This window comes from Pseudomonas azotoformans (genome assembly GCF_001579805.1).
Classification (GTDB): Bacteria; Pseudomonadota; Gammaproteobacteria; order Pseudomonadales; family Pseudomonadaceae; genus Aquipseudomonas; species Aquipseudomonas azotoformans_A.
The window spans coordinates 5,396,073-5,420,826 of record NZ_CP014546.1 but is presented as its reverse complement, the minus strand read 5'-3'; the positions used below and the strand labels follow the sequence as shown (position 1 = coordinate 5,420,826).

Genomic DNA, 24,754 nt, shown 5'->3' with positions numbered 1-24,754 from the left:
CATTGAAAGATGTTTGTTTGCGCTGTTACTGTTTGCTCAAGTAACGATCGTATATATCCAGGTCAAGCACTGTTTCTACTGTGGGAACGGTTTTTTGGCGTGGGAAGTTCAGGGGCGAACAGTCATGAATAAACAACTGGGCACACTGGCTCGCGGGTTTGCAGTCCTTCGGCGCCGAGGGACGCTTGTCGTCATCGCCGCCGCGATCATGGCGATTGCCGTGGCGCTGGGTTGGCTCTGGTGGCAGGGACCGACCTGGACCTGGCGCGACGAGCAACCACTGGCGCCCTGGCCGCTGCGCCTGGCGATCAGCGTGGTATTGGTGGTGGTGCCGCTGTTGGTGTGGGCGGGTCAAGTGCATCGTCAACTACGCCGCTTGCAGCAAGCCCGTCAGCAGCAGGCTCAGCAGGTGCAGGACCCTTGCCTGGCCTACTTGCTAGCCCAGGAACGTTCGCTGGATCGCAATCTGGCGCGGGTGCGAGACAACCATCAGGGCCGCAGCCTGCACCAGATTCCGTGGTACCTGGTACTTGGCGAGGAGAATGCAGGCAAGTCCAGCTTTATCAGCCGCTCCAGCCAGAGCTTTGCCCTGACTCGCACGGCGCGTAGCGGCGCCACGCAGACGGCGTCGGATCCGGATCTGGCGTTCGACATCGACTGGTGGATCGGCGACGACGCGGTGTTGATCGACCCGCCCGGTGAGTTCATCAGTCAGCCAGAGCGGAAACCGCCACCGACGCCAGCCCCCGTCGTACCCATCGACAATGCGGCGGCGGACACTAAGGCAATCGCCGACCCTGTGGACGCCCAAGTTGAACAACCCAGCGGGCTACCCGCGGGCGCCGAGCAACGACTATGGCACCACCTGATTGACTGGCTGGCGCGCAGCCGCAGCCGGCGCCCGCTCAATGGCGTAGTGCTGTTAGTGGACATGGTCAGCCTGTTTGAACGCCCGCCCAACGAGCGCCGCAACCTGGCGTTTCTGTTGCGCGCGCGCCTGACCGAGTTGGGCCATGAATTGGGCACGCGCCTGCCGTTGTACGTGGTGCTGAGCAAGTTCGATTTGCTCGAAGGGTTTGAAGAATTGTTCGCCAATCTGCCCGCCTCGGCGCGGGAAGAAGTACAGGGTTTTACCTTCAGCCTCGCGGCAGTTGAGGATTTTGACGCATGGCTGGACGAACTGGCGGGCGCTTATGACCGCTTTGTCGAGACGCTCAACCGGAAAGTGGTACGGGCCATGGGCGAGCCCGGCCCGCAAGCTTTACGCGAGCGTATGTTCAGTTTGATGCGCCAGCTCAGCGGTTCACGCGAGATCCTGCTGCACTTTCTGGGCGACGTGCTGGGCAGTGACCGCTACACCACGCCTGCGTTGGTGCGCGGCGTGTACCTATCGTCTGTGTATCAGCGTGGCGTGGTGGCGAACCTGTTTGTCGAAGCCTCGGCGCGGGCCTATGGGTTCCCCGCACCCGTCAGCGCGACCAAGCCGCAGGGGCATTCGGTGGTGTATTTTGCCCAGCACTTGTTGAAGCAGGTGGTGTATCCCGAGGCCGGGTTGGCCGGCGATAACTTCAAGGTGGCGCGACGCAAGCGCCGGTTGTTGCTCAGCGGCTCGGTGCTGGTCGGGTTTATGGGGGCGTTGCTGGTCGGCGGCTGGTGGTACTACTACGGCATCAACCGCGACAAGGCCGACCAGGTGTTGGCCAAAAGCCAGGCGTTCAGTAGCAAGGCCAGCGACCTGCAGGCCGACCCCACCGGGCTGAACCTGTTGGTGCCGCTGGATGAAATCCGTGAGGCGGTCACGGTGTATGGCGATTATCGGGCGACCTGGCCGCAATTGGCCGATATGGGGTTGTATCAAGGCCAGTTGATCGGGCCGATGGTCGACCAGGCGTACTTGAGCCTGTTATCGCGGCGCTTCCTGCCGGCGATTGCCGCGGGGGCGGTTGAGGTCATCCGCCGCGCCGAGCCGGGCAGCGATGAACAGCTCGCGGCCCTGCGTGTGTACCGCATGATCGAGGACCGCAATAACCGCCGCCCGGAGATCGTCGCGCAATGGATGGCCGAGCAATGGCAACAGGCTTATCCGGGTCAGGGTCAACGCCAGGCGGCGTTGATGCGCCACCTGACCTATGCGCTGACTTATGCTGACGTCGAACTGCCCGAACACCGCGAGCTGATCGCGCAGACCCAGCAACAACTGCGCAAGCTGCCCATGGCGCAGCGGGTATACATGACCCTGCGCCAACAGGCGAAAGAACGCTTGCACGGCGAACTGGATTTGCGCAACGAAATCGGCCCGGCCTTTGACGTGGTCTACCGTCCCTTGAGCGAGCGCGAAAGCGGCGCGGCGCTGGATGAAAACCTGACCCTATCGCCGTTGCTGACTGCCCGCGGATTCCGTGATTACTTCGAGCCCAACAGCCAGAACGTCACCGAGTTGGCCTTGATCGACCAATGGGTACTCGGCGAGCGTCGTAACCTGGATTATTCCGAGGCCGACCGTCGCGTGCTGACCGAACGGTTGCGCGCCTTGTACAGCGCCGATTACGTCGACAGCTGGCGCCGTGCGCTGAACCAGTTCACCGTCACCGACTTCACCGACCTGGCCCAAACCCTGGAAGTGCTGGGGCAGGTCACCGGTCCGGCCGCGCCCCTGCGCCGGCTGCTGGAAACCGTGCGCGACAACACCCTGATCTACCCGCCCGTCACCGGCAAGGACGAGAAGTCGTCCAGTGAAGAGGCCGGGCGTAATCAGGCGCTGGGCATTCACCGCGCGTTCGCCGGCCTGTCCGGGTTGCTCAACGCTGAGCAAGACAAGCCGTCCTACTACGAAGAGACCCTGCGGGCGATCAACGCTGTCTACGACTACACCAAGGCCGTGCAGGACCACCCCAACCGTGGCAAGGCCGCTCTTGGCGTGGTGCTGGCGCGTTTCTCGCAAGCCGACCCGGACCCGATCCGCAACCTGCAACGCATCGCCGCTGGCTTGCCCGAACCATTGAACCAGCAGGTGCGTCACCTGGCCGAGCAGACCTCGCAGGTGCTGATGGTGCTGGCCTTGCGCGAGCTGGAGCAGCGTTGGGAGGCGGACGTCTACAGCTTCTACAAGGAACGCCTGGCCTCACGCTACCCGTTGAGCGGCAGCCAGGAGGATGTGTCGCTCAAGGACTTTGAGGCCTTCTTTGGTCCCGCCGGCCTGGTGCAACGTTTTCACGACCAGTACCTGAAAGTGTTCCTAAAGGACAACCTGGATGCGTTGTATTCCGACAGTCAGGAGGACTACCTGATCCGCCCCGAGGTCATCACCCAGCTCAAGGCGGTCGAACAGATCCGCGACACCTTTTTCGATAACCGAGGTGTGCTCAACGTACCGTTTACCTTGGAGCCAATTGCGTTGAGCGCCGATCATCTCAACAGCGCACTGAGCGTCGATGGCCAGCTGCATATTTATTCCCACGGCCCGGTACGCGGCATCGCGATGAGCTGGCCGGGTGTGCGGGGGGAGAGCAGCGACAGTCGCCTGACCCTGGTCAAGCGCGATGGCAGCACCGTCAGCCTGGGTTTTCGGGGGCCGTGGTCGTTCTATCGCCTGCTCAATCGTGGCCAACTCAACGCGCGCACTGCCACCAGCGTCGATTTGAGCTTGCCGGTGGTCGGTGGAGTGATGCGCTACAAGCTGTATGCCGAAGGCGCCAATAACCCGTTTACCCGCACACCGTTCAAGGGGTTTGAGTTGCCGCGCACGTTGTTGCGCGAATCGCTGGGGCAGCGCATGGCGGAGCGGTAGACCATGGGCCCACCCGGTAGTAGAACGTCCTATTTGGCAAGCTCACTTCCACAAGGTTTACGCCATGCTCAATATCCGCACAATGACCCCAGCCGACTACGACGCCGTTCTCTCGCTCATGCAAGGCACTCCCGGCATCTCCCTGCGCGACGCCGATTCCCGCTCCGCCACCGAGCGCTATCTGGCACGCAACCCTGGCTTGAGTTTTGTCGCTGAAGCCGCAGGACGACTGATCGCCTGCGTGATGTGCGGCCATGACGGGCGTCGCGGCTATCTGCAACATGCGTTGGTGCTGCCGGAGTACCGTCGCCAAGGCATCGCACAGGCGCTGACACAACGCTGCCTCGACGCGCTGGCGCAACTGGGCATCCACAAATGCCACCTCGATGTGTTCAAGACCAACATCAGCGCCGCTGATTATTGGCAAGGCCAAGGCTGGAAGCTGCGTACCGATATTGACCGCTATTCCTTCACCCGCGCGGGTAATGAGAACGCCTAGAACTCCCCGGAATACTTCACCGCCGCCGCCGCCCGCGACGGTACATCCAGCGTGCGCAGCAGCGACGACACATGGATACGCACGGTAAACGGCGAGATATCCAGGGCCTTGGCGATTTCCTTGTTGGTCTTGCCCTGGGCGATCAGGCGCAGCACGTCCTGCTGGCGGGCGGTGAGGGTGTGGGTGTCCAGTGGCAGCAGGCCGGAGGGGGCGAACTTGACCAGTACTTCGCCTTCGCGGATGGCCAGCAGCGCCTGGCCGATCTCGTCGGGGGCGATGTTCTTGCCGATGAAGCCATCTGCGCCCAATGCCATCACTTGATCGATCAACGCCGGGTCATCCACCATCGACACCACGATCAACGTGGTGCGCCGCAGTTGCTGGCGCAGGTCGACCAATTGGCTCATGCAGGTCAGGCCAGGGAAGCGCAGGTCGAGGATCAGGGTGTCGACCTCGCCGCTTTCGCGGATCAGCGCGAGTACCCCGTCGAGGTCGCCGGCTTCCTGCACCACGGCGTCCGGTAGCAAGCGCTGCACGGTGCGCAGCATGGCTTCGCGAAACATCGGATGGTCGTCGGCGATGATGATGCGACCGGTCATGTGGGTGCTCCTTCCTGGGGCAAGGCTGTGCGATTGCATGCTACCTTACCACCGCGTCCGAGGCCTGCCTGTGACGCAAGTTGGATTTGTTGATTGCCGCACAAGGACGTAACCCCATGAGTCTTGAGACCAACTCCGAACTCGACCAGGCCAACCTGCGCATTGTGGTTGCCTCCATCGCTATCGTTTACATCAGCGTGTTGGGCTTTCTGCCGGGACAGTCGGTGGACACTTACCTGCCGGTGATCCTGTATATCTTCCTGTTCCTGTTGGCCTCCATTGTGTTGCGCCAAGTCATCGCCCGATGGCCAGGACACTACCCGGCGCGGCGGATTTTCGGGATGCTTCACGACTACACCGGCACCTCGTTTGGCATGGTAGTCGGTGGGGAGGCAGCACTGCCGTTGTATGCGGTGATGGTGTGGGTCAACCTCGGCAATGGCATGCGCTACGGCTCGCGATACCTGGCGATTGCCACGGCGTTGGCGTTGCTCGCGCTGTTGATCGTGTATCGCCTCACGCCGGTGTGGCAGGCGCAACCTTTCATGGTGTTGATGCTGATGATCACCAGCACGGTGATCCCGGTGTACGCGCATATCCTGCTGGAGCGCACGCGCAAGGCGTCCGAGCAAGCCATCGCCGCCAATCTTGAAAAGTCCCGTTTCCTCGCCCAGGCCAGCCACGACCTGCGCCAGCCGATCCACTCCATCGGCCTGTTCACCGCGTGCCTGCGCGAAGCGCGCCTGGGTGATGAAGAGCGGCGGCTGGTGGACAACATCGACCGGTCGCTGCTGAACGTGTCGCAACTGTTCCGCTCGATTCTCGACCTCTACACCCTTGATAACGGTCGCTTGCTGCCCAAATACCAGGCGGTGCACCTGGGCGACTTCCTTGCCGACCTGGTGCGGCAGAACGCCGAGGCCGCGCGTTGGGCTGGCGTGGAACTGCGCCTGCGACCGTGTGCGCACTGGGTGCTGGTTGACCCGGCGCTGCTGGCGACCATGGTGCAGAACGTGCTGTCCAACTGCTTCAAATATGGCGCACAGCGTCCGGTGCTGATCGGCGTGCGTATTCGCGACGGCGGCTTGGCGGTGGAGATTCATGACCGGGGGCGGGGGATTGCCGAGGAGCATCTGTCAAAGGTCTTCGAGGAGTTTTATCGGGTACGCCACCTGCGTGACAAAGACGTCGAAGGCGTGGGCCTCGGGCTGTCCATCGTCAAGCGCCTGGGGCAGTTGATGGGCGTGCACGTGAGCCTGCGCTCACGGGTGGGCCGTGGCACTTCCGTGAGCCTGTATGGCCTCACTCTGGCCACCGCGCCGCGAGCCACGGCACCGCGCGACGACACGCGCCAGGCCGGGTTGCTCACCGGTTTGAAGGTGTGCCTGGTCGAAGATGACCACAACGTGCTGCTCGCCACCCAGGCGCTGCTGGAGCGCTGGGGGTGCGAGGTGCAGGCGGAGTCTTCGGGGCGTGATCTGGTCAGTGACTGCGACATCATCGTCGCCGACTACGACCTGGGTAACCACGCCACCGGCATCGAGTGCATCGACGCCCTGCGCGAACAACGTGGTTGGGCGGTCCCGGCGCTGATCCTCACCGGGCACGATGTGGAGAAAATCCAGGCCGCGTTGCACGACCGTCAGATCGCCATTCTCTCCAAGCCTGTGCGCCCCGCTGAACTGCGCGGTGTTCTGCGGGAACTGAGTCAGGAGGCGGTTACTGGGTAAAGCCCTGAAGTGGGTTACCGCGTGCACCTTTGGGCTGGCAGTAGGCGGCAGGTTTCATCATGCCGAAGCTGGCAACGGCAAACATGCCGCCGCTGGCACCGCTGGGCACCGAGCAGTTGTACTCGCCGGATGCTGCGCTGGCGACGTAGTAGGTGGTCATCGAGTCGCTGCGCACGTTGGAGATACGCTTGACCGGCTCGCCCAGGTTGGTTTCCGACAGCGTCTTGAGATGGTCTTCAGTAGGCTTGATATTGCTGCAGCCGGCCACGCCAATGATCAAGGCGCCCAGCAGGGTGAGACGGGTAACGGAGGATTGCAGTTTCATGGTGCTTCTTCCTTGGGGTTGTTATGGTTTTTCCAGCGCACAACGCGCCCACGCGCAAGGGATGCACGGTGCCGGGAGAGCGTTGGAAGTGCCGGGGAATATAGCGCCGCAAGGGAGAAGGGTCGATTAGCACAAGTGTGCTAATGGCACACTGAGGTCATTGTAGTGAGCGGGCTTGTCCCGCGCTGGGTGGCGGAGCCGCCCCAAACCCAGGCGACTCGGTCTGTCTGAAACACCGCGGTGCCTGGGTTTAGGGCGGCTTCGCCACCCAGCGCGGGGCAAGCCCGCTCACTACAGGATTGGGTTTAGCCCACCGGCAACTCCCCCGTCACAATCGCCGTGATCAAAAAGATGAAAAACATCGGGATCGACCACTTGAAGAATTCCTTCTGGTACTCCCCGAACGTCATCTCCGTACGGTTCATCAGCAGGAACAACCACGCCACCGTCGGGCTGGCATACCGCAGCGCCTGCCCCATGAACGACGCCACTCCGATCTCGGTCGGGCTGATACCGAACTTGTAGGCAATGGGCGCCACCACCGGCAGGATGCCGAAGTAGTAGGCGTCCACCGGCAAGGCATAGCAGGCGAGGGCGCCGAGGAAGGCGAAGATCAGGGCGGTGTGGCTGCCCATGGAGTCCGGGATCAGGCTGGCCATGTGTTCGGCCACGGCGCCGGCCATGCCGCTGCCGTTGAAGATGCCCAGGAAACACCCCGCAGCCAGGATGATCGAGGCCACGGCCACGGCGTCGCCACCGTTGGCGGTGATGCGTTCGCGTTGTTCCACGGCGCTGTAGTTGACGGTCAGCGCAATCGCGGTACCCAGCATGAACACCACGGCACCGCTGGCCCAGCCGGCAATGAGGATAACCAGCATGCCCAGGGTCAGCGCCAGGTTGAACAGGAACAGGCGCGGGCGCTTGAGTGCTTTGTCGTGGTCCTTGATAACATTGACCATCTGCAGGATTTGCTCGGGCGTCACGATGCCTTTTTCACCCTTCACAAAGCCCAGGCGTTTGCGCTCCTTGATGCCCATCAGGTAGGCCATGAAAAACACGTAGAGGAACGACACGCCGAGAATCGGCAAGATCGCCACGAACAACGTATTGACCTCCACATTCAGCACCGCCGCCGCGCGTGCCAGTGGACCGCCCCATGGCAAGCAGTTGCCCAGGCCGCACGGCAGGATGATCAGCATCGCCAGGTTCGACAGCTTCATACCCATCTGTTTGTACAGCGGCAGGAACGCGGTGGTGATGATCAAGATGGTGGTGGTGCCGTCGCCGTCCAGGGTGACCACGGCCGAGGTAAAGGCTGTGACCAGGATGATTTTCAGCGGGTCGCCGTTGGCCTTGCGAATCAGGAAGGTGCACAGCGGATCGAACAGCCCGACGTTCATCATCAGGCTGAAATACAGCACGGCAAACAGGATCATCACCGTGGGGTTGACCGTGCCGAGGGAGACCTTGCCGGCCTCGTTCTGCGAGTAGAACAGGCCCTCGCGTACCCACGTCATGATGGTGCCCATCGGCACGCCGTTGAACAGGCACACCAGCACCCCAACGGCCAGCGATACCACGATCAGGCCGGTGAATGGCGAGAGTTTTTGCTTGATGACCAGCAACAGAAACGACGTGATCAACACATAGCCCAGAACTGTCAGCATCTGAACGTCTCCACAATATTATTTTTATAGTGAGCGCAGCGGGTTGGGGTGCCAGGCACCCCGGGTGCAGCCTTGGGCGTTACTGGCCTTCCAGCAGTTGGGTGACCCACGCCGGGGCCAGTGGGGGAAGAGGCAGGCCGCTGTCTCGGCAGCGAGTGTATTCGTCGATCACCTCGCGGCGCTGGTTTTCATACGCACTTTTTTTCTCGGAGGCCTCCAGCACTTCCAATAGCCGCGCGCGGGGCACCACGGTGACGCCGTCGTAATCGCCGAACACCAGGTCTCCCGGCGCAACTTCCACACCGGCACAGGTCACGCTGGCGTTGATCTTGCCAGGGCCTTGCTTGCCGGGGCTGCGTTGCATGAAGCCCTTGGCGTAGATCGGGATATCCAGTTGTGCCAACGGCACCTTGTCGCGCACACAGCCGTCGATGACCATGCCGGCCAAGCCCACGGCCTGGGCGGCGCCGGCCATCAGATCGCCGATGTAGGCGCGGCCGGGGTAGGCTTTGCCGGCCACCACCAGCACGTAGCCCGGCTGGCCCTGGTACACGGCCACGTGGATCGGGAAGTTGTCGCCGTCTTCGGTGTCGACGGTGTAGGCGGTCCCGAGCATCACCTTGCGTTCATCCAGCGGCATAAGGTCAGCGTCCATACAGCCGTTGCGCGGGATGCCGAGGCTTTGCATGCCGTCGCACAGTTGTGCGGGGCTGAGTTGGCGGAAGCGCTCCAGCAAATCGTTCGGGATCAAATCGGGCAGGGGGAAGTACTGTTCAGTGTTCATGGCAGGTTCTCAGGCGTGGGCAGTCAGGTGGGCGATGGCGGTGCGAAAATCCATGTCGCTGCCATCGGGGCCGAGCAGGCTGGCCCAGTCGGTGGCGGCCAATTTATCCAGCTGGCCTTGGGTCGCACGGGTCATGGTGGCGTCCACGCCAGCGGCTTCGAGGGTGGTGACCGCATCGTCCATTTCCGCACTGCGGCGCTTGGCGTGGATCAGCGTGCGGGCGGTGAAGGTATTGGCCAGTTGCTCGACGGTCTTGCCGTTCAACGAGTCGCCGAGGGACGCGACCAGCGTGTCCAGCACGCCGAATTTCTCGCCGGCCTGGAAGGCTTCCAGCAGCAATTGCGGCAGGCCTTTCATGACCACGCTCTTGAGCATTTTGATGGCGGAGGCGGCACCGGCTTCAGCTTCCAGCACGGTCAATTGCATGCCGCGTGGCGTGAAGGCTTCGGCAAACGCAGCAGCACCGCTGCCGGCCAGCAGCATCGGCACGCGGTGGTTATTGCCGGGGACGGTGCCCATCACGGCGCTGTCGCAAAAGCCTACGCCGGCAGGGCGCGGCAGCTGGTCGATAGCCTGTTTGACGGTAGGCGCGGCGGAGTTCATATCGACGTAGGTTTGCCCTGCCACCAACAGCGGCAGGACTTTACGCGCGATGCCCAATGCGCTGCTGGCGCTGGTCAGGCACACCACGAAGCGCGCGTCACGGCAGGCGTTTTCCAGGGAGTCGAAGAGGGTGACGTGCTGCTGGTCGGCGCGTTGCTGCAGGGCGGGGCTGACGTTGGCGTCGAACGCACATATCTGTAGATCGCCCGTGGTGCGCAGGCCGGCGCAGAGGTGGTAGGCGGCTTCGCCAAACCCGATGAAGACGATATCCATGCAGTGTTTCCTTCATTGTCTTTGTTATTGATGAAGGAAGAGCAAGGGCTGTGCCATGGCTTTAATTGTCATTAAAAACAATAAGTTGAAATTAAGCGTGCGGCCTTGAGAGGGTTTAGTTGATTTCAGAGTCTTTCAAATAATTGCAGGCTGAAATAATCTGCAATCTTCGTCCGCGCTAATCGAGCCCCGCCATGCAAGGCACCATCGCCGTCATTTCCCCCTCCAGTACCCTGACCGCCGTGATGCGCTGCATTCTCGGCCAGCGCGGGTTGTCGCTGGGGGTGGTCGAAGCGGCGCAGCACGACGCGGTACTCAAGGCCCGCGAGTTGATTGCAAGCGGCGTCAGCGTGATCATCAGCCGTGGGCGTACCGCCAGCGTGTTGCGCGAACAGTTGCGGGTGCCCATCGTTGAGGTCAAGCACACGTTTTTCGACTGCATCAACGCTTATCACCGGGCGCAGCAGGTCTCGGCCAGGATCGCCTTTCTGGCAACGTCCGAGGGCTACGCGACCATCCTGGAAAAAGCCCGGCCCTTCATGCCGGAAGTCGCGATCTGCCGGATCGACCCGCTGGGCAGCCATCAAACTACAGAAGCGCAGCTGGACCGTTTGCTCGCCGAGGGCATTGAAGTGGCGATTGGCGGGCTTTCATTGCGTCAGGCGGTAATTGCGCGCGGCATGCACTACATCATGTCCGAAGCCGATGCGGATGCCGCCGATGAAGCCATCGACGAAGCCCTCCATCTCTTGCAGGTCGAGGAAGAGCGGCGGCTCAAACGCGTCGAGCTGCAAAGCCGCTACGAGATGATCCAGTCGATCCTCAACTGTGTGTCCGAAGGCATCTTCAGTGTCGACAGCCAGCGCACGGTCACCAATATGAACAGCGTGGCCACCGCGTACCTGGGCAGCCTGGCAATCGGCGACAGCATCGACGGCCTGCTGACCCAGGACTACTTCAGCCAGGTGCTCAACCATGGGCGCCCGGTGCGGGGTGCGCTGATCACCTTGGGAAGGTTGTCACTGACCCTGAGCATCGCACCGATCACCTTGGACAACCTCGTGATCGGAGCCGTCGCCACCCTGCAAAACCAGACCGAAATCACCGCCATCGAACGCAAGATGCGTCGCCAGTTGGCCCGCCAGCACCTGGCCGAAAAAAACTTCGACGACATTATCGGCAGTAGCCCGGCGCTGGCCAAGGCCAAGCGCCTGGCCCTGACCTACGCGGCGGTGGACAGCACAGTGATGATCGAAGGCGAAACCGGCACCGGCAAAGAGTTGTTCGCCCAGAGCATCCACAACGCTTCGCGCCGCAAACACGGGCCGTTCGTGGCGATCAACTGCGCGGCGTTTGCCCCCGGCGTGCTGGAGAGTGAACTGTTCGGCTACGTCAAAGGCGCCTTCACCGGCGCGCTCAACGAAGGCAAGGCAGGCGTGTTCGAACTGGCACACACCGGCACGCTCTTCCTCGATGAAATCAACGAAACCTCCACCGACATTCAGGTCAAGCTGCTGCGCGCGTTGCAGGAGCGCAAAGTGGTGCGTATCGGTGACGACAAGGTCACTCCGGTGGATATCCGTATCATCACCGCCAGCAACAAAAGCCTGCCGAAATTGATGGTCCAAGGGCTGTTTCGCGAGGACTTTTTTTACCGTATCTGCGTGCTCAAATTGCACCTGCCGGCGCTGCGTGAACGTCGCGCCGACATCCCCGAACTGGTGCGCCACCAGTTGCGCAGCCTGCCGATGGACACCGCCGAGCCGTCGCAAGCACTGCTGGCGCGCCTGAGTGGTTACCCCTGGCCGGGCAATATCCGGCAACTGGGCAATATCGTCGAACGGCTGGCGGTGATGAGCCAGGGCCGGCCGTTTGCACAGCCGTGGCTGGAGGACGTGCTGGAGGATCTTTCGGCGGACGTGCCGGTTGCGCAGGACGCGCCCATCAGGAGCGAAAAGGCGCTGCTGCACGAAGTGCTCACCAGCGTGCGCGGCAACCGCGAAGAAGCGGCCAAACGCTTGCAGATCAGCACCACCACGTTGTGGCGGCGAATGAAGAAATACCTGGATGAGGACCCTGGGTGTTTTGACAGTGCGCGCTACTGACCCGCAAAGGCTACGCGCAACCGCTCAATCACTCGATGCACGGTGTCTCCCTGGATGTGTGGTGGCGTGGGACTTTCGCCAAACTCACGCCATACAAACAACGTCAACTCAGCGCCATCGGTCAATGTTTGCGCCAGTCCCTGTTTGCCAAAACCCTGCAGCAGCCGATAGCGCTCGTCCCGCCAAAACGCTTCCTCCACCCAGTCGTACACCGGGATGAAATGAAAATGCAGCGGGAACCCCGGCATGTGCCCGTAACGGCTGATGTACAGCCATTTCGGTTTCAGCTGCGCTTCCATCACCCGCTGAGTCTTCGCCAGCAACCCACCTAATTCGGCGAGCGCCGCCTCCGGCATGTCGGCCAGGGAGTGGATCGGCGCCTTGGCGCCCAACATCAGGTAGCCGGGCAATGCTGAGGCCAGGTGGTGGTTGAGCTGCCAGTGTTCGGTTTCGTGAAGGATGTACGCGGGGTCGATGTGCATAAGCGAATCCAGGGGAGCGTTGCGAGCAGGATACCTGTATCCCAAAAAAGCGTTTGATCTGTGCCTATCGCCCGTTGCTTCAGATGAATAGCCTCAAGCCTCGCTAACCAACCTTCGAGCTCATGATGGAACTCACTGCCGTCCCCTTTGGCACTACCGACTGGTCCACTGTCGAACCCGTGATTCATCCGGGCGTTATCGGCAAGGCGTTATGGCGCACCTGCCACTTCGGCACCACCCGCGTGCGCATGGTCGAATATACCCCCGGCTACCTGGCGGATCACTGGTGCTGGAGAGGGCATATTCTGTTGTGTCTTGAAGGCGAGTTGCACACTGAATTGGAAGACGGTCGTCAGTTCACCCTGACGGCCGGAATGAGTTATCAGGTGGGCAATGACATGGAAGGTCATCGCTCATCGACGAGTATTGGCGCGAAGCTGTTTATTGTGGATTGAGGCGCACGATCAACTTGCCGAAATTGCGCCCTTCCAGCAGCCCGATAAACGCCTCGGGTGCCTGGTCCAGTCCGTCGACAACATCCTCGCGCCATTTGAGTTTGCCTTCAGCGATCCACTGCGCAGCTTCTTTCAAGAATGTGTCCTGTTGCTGATCGACAAATTCGGTCTGGATAAATCCGCGCACGGTCAGGCTCTTGGCGAGGATGTCATGCATTGTTGCGGGCAATCGGTCGATCGTTGCTTCTTGAAGGGCGCCATCGTTGTAATGGGCGATCAGACCGCACACGGGTATCCGTGCAAAATCATTGAGTAGCGGTCGCACGGCGTCCCAGACTGGCCCGGCGACGTTTTCAAAGTACACGTCGATACCCTTGGGGCACGCCTTGGCCAGCTGTTCGGCAAAGTCCGGGGCGCGGTGGTCTATGACTGCATCAAAGCCCAGTTCGTCCTTCACGAATGTGCACTTGTCCACTCCACCGGCAATGCCCACGGCGCGTGCACCGTGCAGGCGAGCGATCTGGCCGACCACTGAGCCGACTGCACCGCTCGCCGCTGCGACGACGACCGTGTCGCCGGGTTTGGGCTTGCCGATATTAAGCAGGCCGGCATAGGCCGTGAACCCCGGCATGCCCAGCACGCCAAGGGCGGTGGTCAGCGGTGCGATGCCTGGGTCCAGGCGGCGCAGGTCTTGCCCCTCAGACAACGCGAAGCGCTGCCAGCCGGCGTAGGCCAAGACGAAATCGCCTTCGTGCCAATCGGCATGACGTGAGTGTTTGATACGCGCCACGGTGCCACCGACCATCACTTCACCGATGCCCACCGGCTCGGCATACGATTTGGCGGCACTCATGCGCCAACGCATGTAGGGGTCGAGAGACAGGTAAAGGTTTTCCAGCAGCACCTGTCCATCGACCGGCTCTGGGATGGGTGCGTATTCGAGGCGGAAATCGCTGGTCTTCGGTCGGCCATCGGGACGAGCGGCCAATACGATGCGTGGGTTCTGGGTGTTATCCATGATGTGTCTACTCACTGATTGAACAGGCTGAGCAGCGTAGTCATACGGTGGGTATCAAGGTAGGCTGATAGCAGTTGATTCAGAGTTATGCCAAACATGATATCCGACGCGTTTGAACCCTATTTGCTGCGTACTTTTGTTGCGGTGTGTCATCACGGCAGCCTCAGTGGCGCTGCGCAACAGGCGGGCAGGGCACAATCGGCGCTAAGCGCGCAGATTCGCCGGCTGGAGGAGTTGCTCGGTCAACGCCTGCTGCGTCGCACCGGGCGTGGTGTAGTGCCGACCACTGAGGGCGAATTGTTGCTCAGCTATGCCACACGCATTCTGGCGCTCGGCGAAACGGTGGCGACACGCTTGAAGGAACGTACGGTGATGGGCACGGTGCGCGTCGGCCTGTCGGAGGACATCGCCGTCTCAGCGTTGCCGGCTGCCCTGGGCCGTTTACGCCGTGCCAGCCCCCACGTGCACCTGGACATCACCGTGGACCACGGCGATGCCCTCGCTGAACGCTGGCACGATGGTTTGCTCGACGTGGCCGTCGGCGTGAGCTCGGTATTTGCCGCCGACCCCGTGCATACCTGGAACATGCCGCTGTATTGGGTGTGTGGGATCGATGATGAGATCGACCCGGCGTCGGCGTTGGATGTGATCGTGTATGCCGAACCCTGCGCGTGGCGGCGCCTGATGTTCGACGCGTTGTTGGCCGCCGGCCGCGATTTTCGCGTGACCGTCACCAGCCCGAATATCGGCGTGATCATGGCTGCCGTGGAAAGCGGCCTGGGCGTCGCATTACTGCCGGCAGAAAATATTCGCCCGGACACCCTGCGTGTGATCTCGCTGGGCCCCAGCGGTAGTCAGGCCTTAAGCGTCAATTACGGATTGTTCGCGGTACCACGTCAAACCGACGGTATTCGCGCAACGGTCGACTTGCTCAGCGAGAGTTTTCACCTGATGACGCAGCCAAGGCCAGGTGGCCTGATCCCTTGCGATACACCCCACCCAACTCCCGCGCCAACCCAATGAAGTTCTGCAACGGCGCCGACGGATTGAACGTGCGTCGCACCAGCGTGATCGGCGCCAGCAGCTTGGGCCGTGCGTCTTTGATCCGGCAATACACCACGCTTTCGCGGTGCACATCGCGCATCGACGCCGGGACCACCGAGATGCCTTCGCCAGCGGCTACCAGGCTGACGTTGGTGAGCATGCGTTCCACTTCAAAGGCGATTTTCGGTTCGAAACCGGCGTTCTGGCAGGCCTTGATCAGGTTCGCGTACATCCCCGGCGCGCCGGGGCGGCGTACCAGGATGAAGCGTTCATCCTTGAGGGCTGCGAGGGGAATGGCGCTGCCGGGGGTGTTCAGCAGCGGGTGGCCGATGGGCAGGGTCAGCAGCATTTCTTCATTGAGCAGGCGATGGAACGTCAGGCTCTGGTGCGTACTGACCGGCGCGCGCAGGATGCCGATGTCGATGCGTTTTTCGACACTGTCTTCGGTCACTTCGCGAGCGCTGCCTTCGTTGATCGACAACTCCACGCCGGGGTAGCGCTCGCGGTAGGCACGGATGATCCGAGGGATCAGCGGATGGGCGGCGGCGGAGCTGGTAAAACCGATCACCAGCGTGCCTTCGATGCCCTGGGCGGCGCGGGAGGCTTTGAGCGAACCCTGTTCGACACGGGCGAGGATGATCCGCGCTTCATCGAGGAACACCAGGCCACCGGCGGTAAGGTCGACGCCCTTGGGGTGGCGCTTGAACAGGTCGAACCCCAGTTCGGTTTCGAGGGCGCGGATCTGTTGGCTGAGGGGCGGTTGTTGCATGTTCAGGCGCGCGGCGGCACGGGTGAAATGTCGCTCTTCAGCCACCATGATGAAATAGCGTAAATGGCGAAGTTCCATGGTGGTATATCCCGTGACAAGACTTTATTATTTGCGGCCGGCAGCGACCGTGGCGCCCAATATGCCCAAAGCGGCAAGGGGCGACAATAACAATAAATAAAAACAGGCTGGAGTAACGATGCCGACCCGATACGCCAAGAACGGAACCCTGCCTATTCTGATTGCCATCGTACTTGGCATGATGTTGGGCCTGGTTTATCCGAACCTGGCGATTGAGATGAAAGTGCTCAGCGACGCTTTTATCAAGATGGTCGGCTGGTTGATGCCCTTCCTGTTGTTTGTGCTGGTGTCCACCGGGGTCGCGGGTATCAAGCGCGAGCCTCATCACCGCCATGTCGTGCGGCGGATCATTGTGTATTTCCAATTGATGTCTTGTGCTGCGCTGATGCTCGGCATGGCTACCGGCTGGGTGTTCAACCTGGAACACAGCGCGTTGCCGACGCCACCTGTACTGCCGGAAAACTTCCTGCATGAGCTGTCGCTGCTGTCGGCTTCCTCGACGTTGTACCGCGTGTTTACCCAAAGCCTGGTCTTGCAAGTGATGTTTGCTGCGATGGTCTGCGGGTTGCTGCTGGGGCGGGGCAGTGCGCTCGGCAATCGCTGCCTGGGCTGGCTGGAAACGGCGGTGCAAGGGCTGTTCTACGTGCTGCGGATTATTCTCACGTTTGCCCCGTTGGCAGCGTTTGGGGCGATGGCCTTCGTGGTGGGTAAATACGGTGTGAGTTCAGTATTGCCCCTGCTGAAGTTTGTCGTGGTTATTTATCTGGTCAGTGCACTGTTTGTAGTTTTAGTGTTCGCCACTATTACGCGCCTGGTCGGGGTGAAGTTATCCCGATTGATTGTGTATTTAAAAGAAGAGTTATTGCTGGTGACATTTACCGGCTCTTCTGTCGCCGCACTTCCAGGCTGCGTGAATAAACTTGAAGCGCTGGGCTGCGACCGGCAATTAGTGCGCCTGGTATTGACCACCGGCTACACCTTCAACCTGGCCGGCACCAACCTGTACCTCACCACCGCGATCATGTTCCTGGCCCATATGGCCGGGGTCGAGATCGCCTTGCCGGAGTTGCTCGCGGTGCTGGTGATCTGCCTGGTGACGTCGCTGGGCTCTACCAGCGTGGCGGGTTCGGCGTTGTTCACCCTTATCGCCACCTTGAACATCCTGCAACTGGTGCCGCTGGAAGGGGTGGGGCTGCTGCTGGGGGTGGAACGCTTGATGAAGTGCCGCTCGTTGACCAATGTGCTGGGCAACTGCGTGGCGTGCCTGGCGATTTGTGGGTGGCAGCGATCGATTGATCGTGGGGTGTTGCAACGGGAGCTGTCATGAACTGGCTTTATGTAGTGAGCGGGCAAGCCCGCTCACCACAGTAGCAAAAGCAAACCGCAACATTGTGGACCGGGTGTTAGCCCTTGAGCTTATCGAAGGCCTTATCGAGATTTTCTTCAGCGCCCTTGAGCTTCTCACGCCGCTCTTTCAACCACTGCTGATCGCCTTCCAACGTCTTGCGCGCCTCCACCAGCATGCGCTTGACCTCTTGCGGCTGCGGCCCGCCCGTGCCTTTGCGGGTCTGCACCATGGTGGTTGGCGACAGCGCCGCACGGAAGCCGGCCTCGTCCAGCGGCAAGGTATTGGGCGTCCACTTGTACTTGTCCGCCGCCTGGCGATACAGCTTCTGCGCGTCGGCGTAGGGGAAGGTTTTCGGCGTGGTGCCGTTGCTGCGCGCTTCGGTGACGATCAGCGAGGCAAAGCTGTGGCCAATCCGGAACGGCACCTTGAACTGGCGCTCCAGGGTGTCGGCCAGCTCCATTGAGGTGGTCCATTCCGATTCCAGTTCTTCCAATGCGCGCTGCGGGTTGATCTGCAGCGCGTCGAGCACGGCATCCATGCTTTCGAACATTTCCTGAGTGGAACGGAATACGCCCAGGGAATCGAACGCGAATTTATAGTCGGTCATGCCGGTGGTGACGTTGTGCGCGCGCAAGGTCACCGCCTGGGCCAGGCCGACCACATCCGAGGCGGACTCTCGGGCACGCATCAGCAGGCCTGGGTTGCGTTTTTGCGGCATGGCGCTGCTGGTGTAAGTGGCTTCTTCATCCAACAGCAACCATGGGCGGATCTGGTGATACTGGGTGTGGATGTCGCCAATCATGGCGCCCACGCGAATCGCCGATGACGACGCCAGGTTGGCCGCCTCGATTGGGATGTCATAGGTCGATACCTGGCTGGAATCCAATGAATTCTCACGCACGCCATCAAAGCCCAGCAGCTCGGCCAAGCGCTCGCGGTTCAGCGGGTAGGCCGAATTGGCCAGCACGGCGGTGCCCATCGGGCTTTTGTTCAGGCGTGTGTACAGCTCGCGGATGCGCTGGCCGTCACGGTCGAACGCGGCCTCAAAGGCCAGCAGGTAATGCGCATAGCTGATCGGCATGGCCTGCACGCCGTTGGTGTAGGCCGGCACCAGGGTATCGACGTTCTTGTCGGCAATGTTCAACAGGCGCAGGCGCGTGGCGTTGAGGGCTTCGCTGTAGGCCAGCACCTGGCTGCGCAGGGCGGCCAGGCGGTAAGTGGCGAGCATGTCCTGGCGACTGCGGCCGGAATGAATCAGCGAGGCCTCGGGACCGATCTTGTCGGTCATGATCTTTTCCAGTTGCAGCACATCGCTCGGGCGCGTGCCGCCGGGCTGGTCGGCTTGGGCGATCGCATAACGCACGCCGCCAGCGATCTTCTGGCCCATCTCGGGTTTCACAATGCCTTCTTCGGTGAGCATCACGATCGAGGCTTTGTTGATGCGGTTGAGCCAGGCGAATTGAGTCTGGGTGGGATCGCCTTTGGCTTTGCGCTCGGTTTGCGCACTGTCCGGCGTGGCGCCGACTTTTGCCGCCTGGGCGGCGCATTGTTCGGTGGTGGTGCAGGGCAGCTCGCCGGTGTTGGCCGCGTAGGCGCCAACGCTGTTGAACAGGGCGAAAGCCACCGCCAGGTGCAGCAGGCTTTTAAGGGCGCGGGGGGATGTGTTCACAGGAATACCCGATTTATTGTTGGAATTGTGAGCCGTCAGGCTATCGAGTCTGTTTTCAGATTGAAAATATATAGTAAGTGTCGATGGCAGAGCTTTTAGGTATGGATACAGCATTGGATTGAATGCGCTAGCCCTGTAATGCTGTTCAGGCTTTGAAGCCTGTCTTCACAATGCTTGTGCTATACCGTTCATTTTCTGCGGAACCCTTTATGCGCCAGGATCAACTCGACGGGCTGGTGACCTTCGTTTGCGTCGCTGAACATGCCAGCTTTTCGGCCGCCGCCGTGCGCCTGGGTGTGTCGCCGTCGGCGGTCAGCCAGGTCATTCGCAACCTGGAGCGGCGCCTGGGCGTTGCGTTATTCAATCGCACCACCCGCAGTGTCAGCCTCACGGAAGCAGGTCTGGGCTTCCTGGCCAAGGTGCAACCGGCGGTCAGCGCCTTGACGGCTGCGGCCCTGGAAGTCGGTGACAGCAGCGGCTCACCCTCAGGCTTGCTGCGTCTCAACGTGCCGCGCGCCGCGTACATGACCGTGCTGCAACCGGTGCTCGCGGCATTTCTGCAGGTGCACCCGCAGATTGACCTCGAACTGACGATGGAAAATGCCCTGGTGGACATCGTGCGCCTGGGCTATGACGCCGGTATCCGTTTTGGCGATTTCGTCGAGCAGGATATGGTCGCGGTCAAGGTCGGCCCCGCTCTGCGCATGCGTGTGATCGCATCACCGGCCTACCTGGCGCGGCACGACGCACCGCAGCATCCCAGCGAATTGCTCCAGCACAATTGCATCACGTTTCGTGCGTCCAGCGGCGTGGTCGAGCGCTGGGACTTCGCCAGGGGCCTGGAAACCCTGCAACTGCCGGTGCGCGGGCGGATAATCGTCAACGACTCGTCGGCCTTGGTGCAAAGCGTGCTGGATGGCCTGGGCATTGGCTACATGATCAGTGGCCACATCGACCCCTTTATCGCCCGTGGTGAACTGGTCAGCCTGTTCGAGGACTGGTGCCCGGCCTTGCCCGGCTTCACCCTGTATTACTCCGATCGCCGTCGCGTGAGCCGCAAGCTGCGTGCACTGATCGACTTTCTGCGCGAGCCGTCCAGCCTCGCGCCGTCGCCACCACTGCAAGTACTTTAGTAAGTTTGCCTTCATAGCCTATGCGGGCTGGCGACGTTCTGTGCCGCACGGCGTGCTCCTAAGATGGTCCGTCCATCCTCAGGAGTTGTCCCATGGCCCAGACGCTGAATATCAATGGCACCCCGCACACTGTGGATGTCGATGACGACACGCCGCTGCTCTGGGTGTTGCGCGATGTGCTGGGCATGACCGGCACCAAGTTCGGTTGCGGCATGGCCCTGTGCGGCGCCTGCACGGTGCAGATGAATGGCACGCCGATCCGCGCGTGCGTGATGCCGGTGAGTGCGTTGGTGGGGGCCAGCATCACCACCATCGAAGCCATCGGCGAGACCCCCGCCGGCCAGAAGATCCAGGCCGCCTGGCGTGACTTGGAAGTGGTGCAATGCGGCTACTGCCAGTCCGGGCAGATCATGTCCGCCTCGGCGTTGTTGGCCAGCAACCCGAACCCCAGTGACAGCGATATCGACAACGCCATGGCCGGCAATATCTGCCGCTGCGGCACCTACGTGCGCATCCGTGCGGCGATCAAGCAGGCGGCCAGCGCATGATCACACGACGTGGTTTTCTTAAAGTCAGTGCCGCCAGCGGCGGTGGTTTGCTGCTGAGCCTGAGGTTGCCCATGGGGCAGGTTGTTGCGGATGAAACCGTGGTGTTTGCGCCGAATGCGTTTATCCGGATCGATCGCGACGGTCGGGTGACCTTCACCATCGCCCAGGTGGAAATGGGGCAGGGCACCTACACCTCGATCCCCGTGTTGATTGCCGAAGAGCTGGCAGTGCGCCTGGATCAGGTCACCCTTGAGCACGCCCCCGCGGATAACAAGCGCTATGCCAACCCGTTGCTGGGTTTCCAGGTCACGGGCGGTTCCACCTCGGTACGCAGTGCCTGGACCCCTTTGCGTCAGGCCGGGGCCACTGCGCGCACCTTGCTGCTGGAGGCCGCCGCCTTGTACTGGAACGTGGCGCCAAGCCGTTGCAGCGCGCGCGAGGGCGTGGTCTATCACGCCGACAGCCAACGGCAACTGGCCTATGGCGAATTGGTGCAAAAGGCCGCGACCTTGCCGCTGCCGGACAAGGTCGAACTCAAGAGCGCCGAACACTTCCAACTGATCGGCCTGACCCGCCAGCGCACCGACTCGGCCAGCAAGGTCAACGGCACTGCCCGCTATGGCATCGATGCGCGGCCTGAGGGCTTCAAGGTGGCTGCGATCATGACCTGCCCGGTGATCGGCGGCACTCTGGTCAGCGTCGATGACCACGCCGCGCTGTCGGTGAAGGGCGTGCTGCAGGTGTTGCGTACCGACACTGCCGTGGCAGTGGTGGCCGAGCACATGGGCGCTGCGCGCAAGGCCCTGGCGCTGCTGAGTGTGCAGTGGAACGAAGGCATCAATGGCCAGTTCTCCACGGCGCAGATGCTCGCGGACATCGAACAGGCCTCCCAGGCGGCGGGTGCGGTGGTGAAGACCGTGGGCAACGCCGAACAGGCGTTGGCCGGCGCCAGCAAGATCCTGGAGGCCGTGTACGAAGTGCCGTTTCTGGCGCATGCGTGCATGGAACCGGTGAACTGCACCGTGCATGTACGGCCCGATGGCTGTGACCTGTGGCTCGGCAGCCAGGTACCGGCGCGGGCCCAGGCGGTGGCGATGCAGCAGACGGGCCTGGCGGAAAACCAGGTGCAGGTACACAACCATTTGCTCGGCGGCGGCTTCGGTCGGCGCCTGGACGTGGACTTCGTGGCCCACGCCGTGGCCTTTGCCAAGCAAGTGACATTTCCCCTCAAAGTCATCTGGTCGCGTGAGGAAGACACCCGCCACAGCACCTTGCGTCCTTACCATTTCAACCACCTCAGCGCCGGGCTCGATGCCAGCGGCAAACCCACCGTGTGGACCCATAAAGTCACCGGCTCATCGATCCTCGCGCGCTGGTTGCCGGAGCGCTTCACCCATGGCATCGACGGTGATGCAATCCGAGACCCCAGCGGCCCCTATGACTTCGCCAATATCGGCGTGAACTACGTGCGCCACGAACCGCCCGCGGGCATTACCACGGGTTTTTGGCGGGGAGTGGGGCATACCCAGAATGTGTTCATGGTGGAAGGTTTTATCGACGAACTGGCCCATCTGGCCGGGCAGGATCCGATCGCCTATCGCCTGGCCCTGCTGGACAAGCATCCGCGTGCGCGCAAGGTGCTGGAGGCCGTAGCGCAACACGCCCAATGGGGCACGTCGCTGGCGCCAGGACGTGGTCGGGGGGTGGCATTGACCTTTTGTTTTGGCACCTACGCGGCGCAGGTGGCAGAAGTCAGTGTGGAGGCGGGCCAGGTGCGGGTGCACAAGGTCACCTGCGTGGTGGACTGCGGCCGTGCCATCGTGCCCGACAGCGTGGTCGCGCAGATGCAGGGTGGGGCAATCTTCGGCCTGACGGCGGCGTTGTTCGGCAACATCACCTTCAAGGACGGACGAGTGGAACAAGCCAATTTCGACAGCTACCGCCTGCTGCGGATGAATGAAGCGCCGCTGATCGACACGTACCTGCTGGACAGCGAGGAAACACCGGGCGGGATTGGCGAGGTGTCGACGGTGACGATTGCCCCGGCGGTGGTGAACGCGGTGTTTGCGGCGACGGGTAAGCGCGTGCGCCGGTTGCCTATTGTTGTGTGACTGATTCGAGCAGGGCTTTGTGGTGGGCAGGTTTGCCCGCTCACCACAGAAGCCCGTGCCTCAATGCATCTTGCTGTGGTCCATCCCATCCACGCCACGGGCCGGGGCCTTCACTTCAATCGCCTGCTTTTCGCCCTTGGCATTTTGTACGGTGAGGGTCAGCGGTACTTGGTCGCCTTCCTTGATCTGGCCGGTCAGGCCCATCAGCATTACGTGGTAGCCATTTGGGTCGAGGGTCACGGCCTTGCCGGCGGGCAGGGCTACCGAATCCACCGGGCCCATGCGCATGACGTCGTCCTTCATGCTCATTTCATGGATCTGCACGTCCTTGGCCACCGGCGAGGCCACGCTCAGCAGTTTGCTGTCAGTGTCGGCGGTGACGGTCATGAACGCGCCGCTGGACGGCTGGCCCGGCACGGTGGCGCGTACCCAGGCGTCGGTGACTTGCACCTGGGCGCTGGCGTGGGCGGCGAGGCCCAGCAGGGTCATGCCGATGAGGGTGCGTTTGAGGTGTTGAACGGCAGTCATTAGCAGACCTCCATGACGGTGAGCAGGTCTTCTGCGCACTCTTTAGCGGTAAGGGATGCCTGCAGGCCCAGGCGCAGGTTGCCACGGGTGTCGAACACGAAACTGGTGGCGGTGTGGGACAGGGTGTAGGTGTCGCCGGCGGGGATCTTTTCATAAAAGATCCCGAACTCCTTGGCGGCCACGGCGATTTCTTCCGGGGTGCCGTACAGCGCTTCGAAGCTCGGATCGAAAGCCTTGACGTACTTGTCGAGAATCTCGGGGGTGTCGCGTTCCGGGTCCAGGGTGATGAACACCACTTGCATGATTTCGCCGTCGCGGCCCATCAGCTTCTTGGCCTGCGCAGCGCGCGCCAGGGTGGTCGGGCACACGGCCGGGCATTGGGTGAAACCGAAGAACACCACCGGCATCAGGCCACGGAACGAGCTCAAGGTGACGGTTTCGCCGTCGGTGTTCTTGAGCTTGAAGGTGCGGCCCATGATTTTGTCGCTCAGGTCCTTGCCGTACTTGAAGTTCAGCTTGGGGCTGTAGTCACAGCCGCCCAGCAGGCTGCCCAGGCCCAGCAGGCCCATTCCGGTCAGCACTTTGCGGCGGGTGAATAAGGTACTCATCAACTGTGCATCCTGTGAAACGCCTGCATTGCTCTGGATCAATACGTCAGGCTTTGAGGGCGCCCAGTCTACCAACCCTGGGAAGTGCACGTAATCTGCGACGTTCTGCCACAGGGGCCTGCGACACTTCATCCTTGGGCGGCTCTGGTGGTAGAGTCGCCGCCATGAAATTGAGCCACCCCGACCGTTCCCTGATTGCCTGGGCCCTGTACTTCTGCGTGCTGATGAACCTGTTCGTCTGCGGTTTGGGGCATGGGCAGATGATGGGCCAGGAGCTGAATGGCATCGGCGGGGCGTTCTGTTCGGTGGACGGCAAGCCAGCGCCACTTTCCGACAAAGGGTTGGGCAGCCCGTCTTCCAGCAACATCTCGAACTACTTTGCCTGCCCGGTCTGCAACGCCTTGACGGTCGCCCTGGTGTTTTTGGTCGGCCTGGCCTGGTTGCTCGGCCTGGGACAAACCCCGCGCCCGGCTCATGAGCGGCGCAACAAGGCGCCGCCGCGCTATTCCTGGCCGTCGGCCAACCCCCGCGCTTCCCCCGCATTCTGACGTATGCCTTGGGCCTCCCGTGATCGGGAGGCATTCCCTCGTC

General features: G+C 61.8%; 22 protein-coding genes. 11 read left to right on the top strand and 11 right to left on the bottom strand.

All coding sequences use genetic code 11. The features are described 5' to 3' along the window. Nucleotides 1-124 precede the first annotated feature (124 nt). Together tssM and AYR47_RS24715 are read left to right on the top strand one after the other, a co-directional pair. Nucleotides 125-3,787, top strand: a complete 3,663-nt coding sequence (gene tssM / locus AYR47_RS24720) for a type VI secretion system membrane subunit TssM (RefSeq protein ID WP_061448836.1) — start codon at nt 125-127, stop codon at nt 3,785-3,787. Between the two features lie 64 nt (nt 3,788-3,851). After that, nucleotides 3,852-4,286 carry a GNAT family N-acetyltransferase gene (locus AYR47_RS24715; RefSeq protein WP_061448835.1) on the top strand — a complete coding sequence of 145 codons (435 nt, stop codon included), beginning with the start codon at nt 3,852-3,854 and terminating at the stop codon, nt 4,284-4,286. On the opposite strand, the gene AYR47_RS24710 is transcribed toward AYR47_RS24715, so the two are convergent. After that, nucleotides 4,283-4,885 carry a LuxR C-terminal-related transcriptional regulator gene (locus AYR47_RS24710; protein WP_061448834.1) on the bottom strand — a complete coding sequence of 201 codons (603 nt, stop codon included), beginning with the start codon at nt 4,883-4,885 and terminating at the stop codon, nt 4,283-4,285. The genes AYR47_RS24715 and AYR47_RS24710 overlap by 4 nt on opposite strands. A gap of 116 nt (nt 4,886-5,001) precedes the next feature. On the opposite strand from AYR47_RS24710, the gene AYR47_RS24705 reads away from it, so the two are divergent. Beyond that, nucleotides 5,002-6,615 carry an ATP-binding response regulator gene (locus tag AYR47_RS24705; protein ID WP_061448833.1) on the top strand — a complete coding sequence of 538 codons (1,614 nt, stop codon included), beginning with the start codon at nt 5,002-5,004 and terminating at the stop codon, nt 6,613-6,615. Here AYR47_RS24705 and AYR47_RS24700 read toward each other — a convergent pair. The 4 genes from AYR47_RS24700 to AYR47_RS24685 all read right to left on the bottom strand — a co-directional run bounded on the left by AYR47_RS24700 (nt 6,605) and on the right by AYR47_RS24685 (nt 10,267). Continuing rightward, nucleotides 6,605-6,940, bottom strand: coding sequence for a hypothetical protein (locus tag AYR47_RS24700; protein ID WP_033896666.1), 336 nt, complete (start codon nt 6,938-6,940; stop codon nt 6,605-6,607). The two genes, AYR47_RS24705 and AYR47_RS24700, sit on opposite strands and share 11 nt — an antisense overlap. A gap of 305 nt (nt 6,941-7,245) precedes the next feature. Then, nucleotides 7,246-8,607, bottom strand: a complete 1,362-nt coding sequence (locus tag AYR47_RS24695) for a CitMHS family transporter (protein WP_033896663.1) — start codon at nt 8,605-8,607, stop codon at nt 7,246-7,248. 79 nt (nt 8,608-8,686) lie between these two features. After that, the gene (locus tag AYR47_RS24690; RefSeq protein WP_033896662.1) at nt 8,687-9,391 is read right to left on the bottom strand and encodes an S-adenosylmethionine--2-demethylmenaquinone methyltransferase; all 705 of its coding nucleotides are present in this window, start codon (nt 9,389-9,391) and stop codon (nt 8,687-8,689) included. A gap of 9 nt (nt 9,392-9,400) precedes the next feature. Continuing rightward, the gene (locus tag AYR47_RS24685; protein WP_033896661.1) at nt 9,401-10,267 is read right to left on the bottom strand and encodes a DUF1932 domain-containing protein; all 867 of its coding nucleotides are present in this window, start codon (nt 10,265-10,267) and stop codon (nt 9,401-9,403) included. Nucleotides 10,268-10,461: 194 nt separating this feature from the next. Here AYR47_RS24685 and AYR47_RS24680 point away from each other — a divergent pair, with 194 nt between their 5' ends. Continuing rightward, nucleotides 10,462-12,372 (top strand): sigma-54-dependent Fis family transcriptional regulator, encoded by a 1,911-nt coding sequence (locus tag AYR47_RS24680; protein ID WP_033896659.1) that lies wholly within the window; start codon nt 10,462-10,464, stop codon nt 12,370-12,372. On the opposite strand, the gene AYR47_RS24675 is transcribed toward AYR47_RS24680, so the two are convergent. Further along, complete coding sequence (locus AYR47_RS24675; protein WP_061448832.1) at nt 12,366-12,854, bottom strand: HIT family protein; 489 nt, start codon at nt 12,852-12,854, stop codon at nt 12,366-12,368. The genes AYR47_RS24680 and AYR47_RS24675 overlap by 7 nt on opposite strands. Before the next feature lie 125 nt (nt 12,855-12,979). Here AYR47_RS24675 and AYR47_RS24670 point away from each other — a divergent pair, with 125 nt between their 5' ends. Further along, nucleotides 12,980-13,309, top strand: coding sequence for a DHCW motif cupin fold protein (locus AYR47_RS24670; RefSeq protein WP_016976107.1), 330 nt, complete (start codon nt 12,980-12,982; stop codon nt 13,307-13,309). Here the strand turns inward: AYR47_RS24670 and AYR47_RS24665 are convergent. Further along, nucleotides 13,296-14,327 carry an NADP-dependent oxidoreductase gene (locus tag AYR47_RS24665; RefSeq protein WP_033896657.1) on the bottom strand — a complete coding sequence of 344 codons (1,032 nt, stop codon included), beginning with the start codon at nt 14,325-14,327 and terminating at the stop codon, nt 13,296-13,298. The genes AYR47_RS24670 and AYR47_RS24665 overlap by 14 nt on opposite strands. Nucleotides 14,328-14,414: 87 nt before the next feature. On the opposite strand from AYR47_RS24665, the gene AYR47_RS24660 reads away from it, so the two are divergent. Beyond that, nucleotides 14,415-15,350 carry a LysR family transcriptional regulator gene (locus AYR47_RS24660; RefSeq protein WP_061448831.1) on the top strand — a complete coding sequence of 312 codons (936 nt, stop codon included), beginning with the start codon at nt 14,415-14,417 and terminating at the stop codon, nt 15,348-15,350. Here the strand turns inward: AYR47_RS24660 and AYR47_RS24655 are convergent. After that, complete coding sequence (locus AYR47_RS24655) at nt 15,259-16,218, bottom strand: LysR substrate-binding domain-containing protein (RefSeq protein WP_033896655.1); 960 nt, start codon at nt 16,216-16,218, stop codon at nt 15,259-15,261. The two genes, AYR47_RS24660 and AYR47_RS24655, sit on opposite strands and share 92 nt — an antisense overlap. A 118-nt stretch (nt 16,219-16,336) precedes the next feature. On the opposite strand from AYR47_RS24655, the gene AYR47_RS24650 reads away from it, so the two are divergent. Next, complete coding sequence (locus AYR47_RS24650) at nt 16,337-17,545, top strand: cation:dicarboxylate symporter family transporter (RefSeq protein WP_061448830.1); 1,209 nt, start codon at nt 16,337-16,339, stop codon at nt 17,543-17,545. A 76-nt stretch (nt 17,546-17,621) separates the two neighbouring features. Here AYR47_RS24650 and AYR47_RS24645 read toward each other — a convergent pair whose 3' ends face one another. Beyond that, a complete protein-coding gene (locus AYR47_RS24645; RefSeq protein WP_033896652.1) occupies nt 17,622-19,235 on the bottom strand; it encodes an argininosuccinate lyase in 1,614 nt (537 codons plus the stop codon). Between the two features lie 209 nt (nt 19,236-19,444). Between AYR47_RS24645 and AYR47_RS24640 the strand changes: the two genes are divergently transcribed. The 3 genes from AYR47_RS24640 to AYR47_RS24630 all read left to right on the top strand — a co-directional run bounded on the left by AYR47_RS24640 (nt 19,445) and on the right by AYR47_RS24630 (nt 23,027). Beyond that, nucleotides 19,445-20,368: a LysR family transcriptional regulator gene (locus tag AYR47_RS24640; RefSeq protein WP_061448829.1), complete on the top strand. Its 924-nt coding sequence runs from the start codon at nt 19,445-19,447 to the stop codon at nt 20,366-20,368. Between the two features lie 92 nt (nt 20,369-20,460). Beyond that, nucleotides 20,461-20,916, top strand: coding sequence for a (2Fe-2S)-binding protein (locus AYR47_RS24635; protein ID WP_033896649.1), 456 nt, complete (start codon nt 20,461-20,463; stop codon nt 20,914-20,916). Beyond that, nucleotides 20,913-23,027 (top strand): xanthine dehydrogenase family protein molybdopterin-binding subunit, encoded by a 2,115-nt coding sequence (locus AYR47_RS24630; protein ID WP_061448828.1) that lies wholly within the window; start codon nt 20,913-20,915, stop codon nt 23,025-23,027. Before AYR47_RS24635 ends, AYR47_RS24630 begins: the two co-directional genes overlap by 4 nt. Nucleotides 23,028-23,087: 60 nt before the next feature. Here AYR47_RS24630 and AYR47_RS24625 read toward each other — a convergent pair whose 3' ends face one another. Both AYR47_RS24625 and AYR47_RS24620 read right to left on the bottom strand, forming a co-directional pair. Continuing rightward, nucleotides 23,088-23,555 carry a copper chaperone PCu(A)C gene (locus AYR47_RS24625; RefSeq protein WP_033896646.1) on the bottom strand — a complete coding sequence of 156 codons (468 nt, stop codon included), beginning with the start codon at nt 23,553-23,555 and terminating at the stop codon, nt 23,088-23,090. Further along, entirely contained in the window at nt 23,555-24,163 is a 609-nt protein-coding gene (locus tag AYR47_RS24620; RefSeq protein WP_016976099.1) for an SCO family protein, read from the bottom strand. The genes AYR47_RS24625 and AYR47_RS24620 overlap by 1 nt, the downstream gene beginning before the upstream one ends. Before the next feature lie 164 nt (nt 24,164-24,327). On the opposite strand from AYR47_RS24620, the gene AYR47_RS24615 reads away from it, so the two are divergent. Continuing rightward, complete coding sequence (locus AYR47_RS24615) at nt 24,328-24,711, top strand: DUF2946 domain-containing protein (RefSeq protein WP_033901858.1); 384 nt, start codon at nt 24,328-24,330, stop codon at nt 24,709-24,711. Nucleotides 24,712-24,754 lie beyond the last annotated feature (43 nt).